The sequence below is a fragment of the Pseudomonas kitaguniensis genome, from assembly GCF_049199985.1.
Lineage (GTDB): Bacteria > Pseudomonadota > Gammaproteobacteria > Pseudomonadales > Pseudomonadaceae > Aquipseudomonas > Aquipseudomonas kitaguniensis.
In genome coordinates, this window is the sequence record NZ_JBLZPT010000055.1 from 1 (window position 1) to 651 (window position 651).

The 651-nt window shown below is 59.9% G+C and carries 1 pseudogene; it reads right to left on the reverse strand.

Annotated elements, in window-relative coordinates:
- A pseudogene (locus ACOZK9_RS27335) lies at positions 1-651 on the reverse strand (type IV secretion protein Rhs); the annotation flags it as partial.

Here is a 651-nt window from a genome sequence, read left to right on the forward strand (position 1 = left end):
CGCTCGGAGGTGATTTTTCCGTAGGCGTTGTAGCTGTATTCCCGCGTTGCGCCGCCGGGTAACACGACGCGATTCAACCGACCTACGCCATCCCACTGATACTGGGTCAGTGCGCCATGTTCATCCTCGCGCGCAACTTGGCGTCCAAGGTCGTCGTAGCGGTAGCGCTGGCTGCTGCCGTTCGGAAATAACGCCTCAAGCAGTTGCCCAAGGTCATTCCAGACCAGCCGATGACAACTACTATCGGGATGCCAAACGCCAGTCAGTTGCCCATGTTTGTTGTAGCTGTAGTCCGTAACGTTGCCGTCGGGATCAGTCTTGCGCGTGACGTCGCCTTGGTCGTTACGCTCATACTTCCAAACTGCCCCGCCACGGCGCACGACACGTACGAAGCCGTTGTCATGCTCGTAGGAAGTCGGCTCATCGTCCCCCGGAAACAGCGCGACCAAGCGTCCCGCGTCATCGTACTGATACGCCGTCACCGCCCCCAGCGGGTCTTGCTCGACCGTCAGCCGGCCCTGGTCGTCATAGGATTTGAAATGCTCAGCGCCATCGGGATCAATCCGCTGCACCAGCCGTGCGCGCTGGTCATGCACGTAAACTTCCTGGCTGCCATCGGCGTTGTGAACCGTGACCCTGCCGTTGTCATCC